The sequence below is a fragment of the Propioniciclava sp. genome (assembly GCF_029977985.1).
Lineage (GTDB): Bacteria > Actinomycetota > Actinomycetes > Propionibacteriales > Propionibacteriaceae > Propioniciclava.
Window position 1 is genome coordinate 1 of record NZ_JARKOT010000240.1, and the last position, 3,856, is coordinate 3,856.

Here is a 3,856-nt window from a genome sequence, read left to right on the forward strand (position 1 = left end):
GTCGCGTGGGCCAGGGCCCACATGGACCCCACCAGCACCACGCCGTGCACGAAGTTCGAGCCGGACATCAACGGCGTGTGCAGGATCACCGGCACCCGTGAGATCACCTCGTAGCCGACGAACGCGGCCAGGATGAAGATGTACAGGTACAGCAGGTCCATCATCGGGCGTCTTCCCCTTCGTTGGTCGGGCTGGTCGGGATCGCGTCCTCTGCCAGCCCCAGTGCCTTCCGGACGCCGCCGTGCACGACCCGCCCGGCGTGGGTGAGGGCGGTGCCGGCGATGACCTCGTCCGACCAGTCGATGGCCAGAGCGCCGTCGACGATCATCGGCGCCGTGAAGTTGAACAGGTTCTTCGCGAACATCTCCGACGTGTGGACCGGCATCCGGCCGGGCAGGTTCACCGGTCCGACGACACGGGCAGGCCCGACGGCCATCTCCTTGCCGGCCACGGTGCCCTCCACGTTCCCGCCGGTCTCGGCGGCCATGTCGACCACCACCGAACCGGGACGCATGGCGTCCACCATCTCCCGGGTCACGATGCGCGGGGCCTTGCGCCCGGGCACCGCCGCGGTCGTGATGACGACGTCGGAGTTGGCGACCGCTTTCGCGAGCGCGGCGGCCTGGCGGGCGCGCTCGTCGTCGGTGAGCTCCCGCGCGTAGCCGCCCTCGCCTGCGGCGCTCACGCCCGTGTCGACGAACTTGGCCCCGAGGGATTCGACCTGCTCGCGCGTCTCGGGCCGCACGTCGTAGCCCTCGACCATCGCTCCCAGACGCTTGGCGGTCGCGATGGCCTGCAGGCCGGCCACGCCGGCACCGATGACGAGGACGCGGCTCGGCCGGATCGTGCCGGCCGCGTAGGTGAGCATCGGGAAGAACTTGGGAGCCCGGGCGGCGGCGATCAGCACGCACTGGTAGCCGGACGCCGCGCCCTGGCTGGAGAGGATGTCCATGCTCTGCGCGCGCGAGATGCGGGGGAGCAACTCCATCGCGAAGGCGGTGACGCCGGCGTCCGCGAGCCGCGACGCGTGCTCGGCGCCGGCGTACGGGTGAAGCAGGCCCATGAGGACCTGGCCGGGTCGCAGGTGCGCCTCGGCGGCGGGGTCGAGGCCGTTGATCGTCCAGATCACGTCGGCCGCGGCCAGCACCTCGGCCGTCGAACCGGCCCAGGTCACCTCACCCAGCGACTCGGCGGTCGCGAAGGCGGCATCGGTGGCGCCCTTCTCCACCAGGACGCTCGCGCCGAGGGCGGCGAGCTTCTTCACCACATCACCCACGACCGGTGACCGGGTTTCCCCCTCCGCGCTCGCAGGCACTCCGATCACGACAGCCATCGCTCACTCCTTCGGGTCACCGGCGGCTCCATTGAACTACGCAGCGTCGTAGATTGGCGAATCCGTCGGCGCCCGCGGTCGACCCTGGGGGCTGTTCACTTTTCGATCCCGGTGACCGATTCCCGATTAGGGCAGGCAGGACGCCATCGGGTAGAGTTGACCCTTGGCGTGAACCGCCCGCGGAGTCAGAGAGCCGCCCCGATGTGGGAAACGGCGCCGCGCAACGGGAAAGAAGGAGCAGCACATGGATGCCGCGACGAAGAAGCAGATCATCGAGGAATACGCGACCAAGCCGGGCGACACGGGCTCTCCCGACGTCCAGATCGCGCTCCTCACCAAGCGCATCGCGCACCTCACCGAGCACCTCAAGGAGCACAAGGGTGACCACCACAGCCGCCGCGGCCTCATGCTGCTCGTCGGCCAGCGTCGCCGCCTCCTGAACTACGTGGCCAAGCAGGACGTCGAGCACTACCGCTCGCTCATCGCCCGCCTCGGCCTGCGCCGGTGACCCAAGGCATGACTCCCGGGGGAGTGGCTGCGCGCCACTCCCTCGTTGCCATGTCCAGCCGCTAGCGTGGTTTGCGGACGCCGTCGGCGTCCGTCACGCAGCACCCCGCCGGTCGAGACGAGACCGACGGGACACAACTCAAGACCTGTCCACTGCCCACCTGGCCCATGCCTGCGGTCCTCGGTAGTGGCTCCCGGGGCGGATGTCCCGAGGGCCTCGATCGAAGACCGTTCCTCTGGCCGGCGCGGGTGGGCATCCCACGAAAGGAAACACTCCATGGCCATGGAGGGACCCGACCTCCGCTTCACGGAGGCCGTCATCGACAACGGCGCCCACGGCAAGCACGTCGTCCGCTTCGAGTCCGGGCTGCTGGCCCGGCAGGCGAACGGATCGGCGGCCGTGTACCTCGACGAGGACACGATGCTGCTGAGCGCCACCACCGCCCAGAACAACCCGCGCGACGCGATCGACTTCTTCCCGCTGACGGTCGACGTCGAGGAGCGCATGTACGCCGCGGGCCGCATCCCCGGCTCGTTCTTCCGCCGCGAGGGGCGCCCGAGCGAGGGCGCGATCCTTGCCGCCCGCCTCATCGACCGGCCGCTGCGCCCCTGCTTCGTCAAGGGCCTGCGCAACGAGGTCCAGGTCGTCGTCACGGTGATGGCGCTCAACCCGAACGTGCGCTACGACGTGCTCGCGATCAACGCCGCGTCGGCGTCCACGACGCTGGCCGGCCTGCCCTTCTCGGGCCCCGTGGGCGGCGTCCGCGTCTCGCTCATCGGCGATCAGTGGGTCGGCTTCCCGACCGTGGAGCAGATGGCTGACTCCACGTTCGACATGGCCGTCGCCGGCCGCGTGCTGCCCGACGGCGACGTCGCGATCATGATGGTCGAGGCCGGCGGCACCGAGTCGACCGTGAACTTCGTGCGTTCCGGCAAGACCGCCCCGACCGAAGAGGTCGTCGCGGCCGGCCTGGATGCCGCCAAGCCGTTCATCAAGGCGCTGTGCGAGGCGCAGATCGAGCTCGCGAACCAGCTGCCCAAGGCCATGAGTGCGTTCCCGGTCTTCAAGGACTACGAGGCCGACGTGTTCGGGGCCGTCGCCGAGGCGGCGTCCGATCGTCTCAAGGCGGTCATGAGCATCGCCGGCAAGCACGAGCGTGAGACGTCGACCGAGGAGCTGCTGGCGCAGATCCGCACCGAGGTCGGGCCGCGCTTCGAGGGCCGCGAGAAGGAGGTCACGGGTGCGTTCCGCGCGCTGACCAAGAAGATCGTGCGGCACAAGACCCTCACCGAGGGCGTCCGGATCGACGGACGCGGCACGCGGGACATCCGCACCCTGAGCGCCGAGGTCGGCGTCCTGCCCCGCGTGCACGGCTCGGCGCTGTTCATGCGCGGCGAGACCCAGATCCTGGGCGTGAGCACGCTGAACATGCTCGACATGGAGCAGAAGCTGGACACGCTCGCCCCCGAGACGACCAAGCGCTACATGCACAACTACAACTTCCCGCCGTACTCCACCGGTGAGACCGGTCGCGTCGGTTCGCCGAAGCGCCGCGAGATCGGCCACGGCGCGCTCGCCGAGCGGGCGCTCGTGCCGGTGCTGCCCTCGCGCGAGGAGTTCCCCTACGCCATTCGCCAGGTGTCGGAGGCGCTCGGGTCGAACGGCTCGACGTCGATGGGGTCGGTGTGCGCTTCGACGCTGTCGCTGCTCAACGCTGGTGTGCCCCTCAAGGCGCCCGTGGCGGGCATCGCCATGGGCCTCATGTCGGCCGAGATCGACGGTGAGATGCGCTACGTCGCGCTCACCGACATCCTCGGCGCCGAGGATGCCCTCGGGGACATGGACTTCAAGGTCGCGGGAACGCGTGAGTTCGTCACGGCCCTGCAGTTGGATACCAAGCTCGACGGCATCCCCGCCGATGTGCTGGCTGCCGCCCTGCTGCAGGCCCGCGAGGCGCGCCACACGCTCCTCGATGTGATGAACGAGGCGATCGACGGCCCCGACGAGATGAGCCT

4 protein-coding genes are annotated in these 3,856 nt (G+C 69.7%); 2 read left to right on the plus strand and 2 right to left on the minus strand.

All coding sequences use genetic code 11. The features are described from left to right. Window positions 1–164 (minus strand): proton-translocating transhydrogenase family protein (locus tag Q1K57_RS13585; protein WP_366525377.1); only part of this gene is annotated, 164 nt, incomplete at its 3' end. Next, window positions 161–1,333, minus strand: coding sequence for an NAD(P) transhydrogenase subunit alpha (locus Q1K57_RS13590; protein WP_300083519.1), 1,173 nt, complete (start codon window positions 1,331–1,333; stop codon window positions 161–163). The genes Q1K57_RS13585 and Q1K57_RS13590, both read right to left, overlap by 4 nt. Window positions 1,334–1,577: 244 nt before the next feature. Between Q1K57_RS13590 and rpsO the strand changes: the two genes are divergently transcribed. After that, window positions 1,578–1,841 (plus strand): 30S ribosomal protein S15, encoded by a 264-nt coding sequence (gene rpsO / locus Q1K57_RS13595; protein WP_300083521.1) that lies wholly within the window; start codon window positions 1,578–1,580, stop codon window positions 1,839–1,841. Window positions 1,842–2,123: 282 nt separating this feature from the next. Then, window positions 2,124–3,856: polyribonucleotide nucleotidyltransferase (locus Q1K57_RS13600; protein ID WP_300083525.1), on the plus strand; the 1,733-nt coding region annotated here is incomplete at its 3' end.